Below are 518 nucleotides of genomic sequence, written 5' to 3'. Positions count from 1 at the left end.
CGGCGGGTGAACGGGCCAGCGCTCATGCACCTGGCCGAGCGCAAGGCGCAGTACGAGACTGCGCTGAAAGCACTGACATGATCGGGCTGCTCAAATTCTGGCGCGAGGCGCTGATCGTGGTGCTCCTGCTGGCGCTGGCCGGGCAGCAGGTGAGGGTGGCCGGCGAGAAGTCGGCGCATCAGAAGACGAAGGCCGACAACGCCGAGGTGCTGCGCGTGTTGGCCGACAAGACACTGAAGGCGTACCAGGCGGTGGTCGCCGAGGACGATGCGCGCAAGGCGGCCGTGGCCGCTCTGGACGAGAAACACACGAAGGAACTGAACCATGAAAAGCGCAAGCTGGAAACTCTGCAGTCTGATGTGCGCGCTGGCCGTGTCGGGCTGCGGATCAATGCCAAGTGCCCCGCCCCAACCGGAACTGGTGTGCCCCAAGCCCCCGGCGCCACCAGCGTGGTTGATGCAGGCGGCCCCCGACTTACTGACGCCGCTGAACGGGATTATTTCAGTCTCCGAGCCGGG

Annotated in this window: 1 protein-coding gene; it reads left to right on the top strand. The window is 65.6% G+C overall.

Annotated elements, in window-relative coordinates; all coding sequences use genetic code 11:
• Positions 1 to 77: 77 nt before the first annotated feature.
• A partial coding sequence (locus I6E78_RS18805; RefSeq protein ID WP_269435637.1) for a lysis protein occupies positions 78 to 518 on the top strand: 441 nt, incomplete at its 3' end.

It is taken from the genome of Pseudoalteromonas sp. NZS127 (assembly GCF_015864805.1).
Classification (GTDB): domain Bacteria; phylum Pseudomonadota; class Gammaproteobacteria; order Enterobacterales; family Alteromonadaceae; genus Pseudoalteromonas; species Pseudoalteromonas nigrifaciens.
The sequence above is the reverse complement of the archived record's forward strand: the minus strand, read 5'-3'. Positions and strand labels throughout refer to the sequence as shown.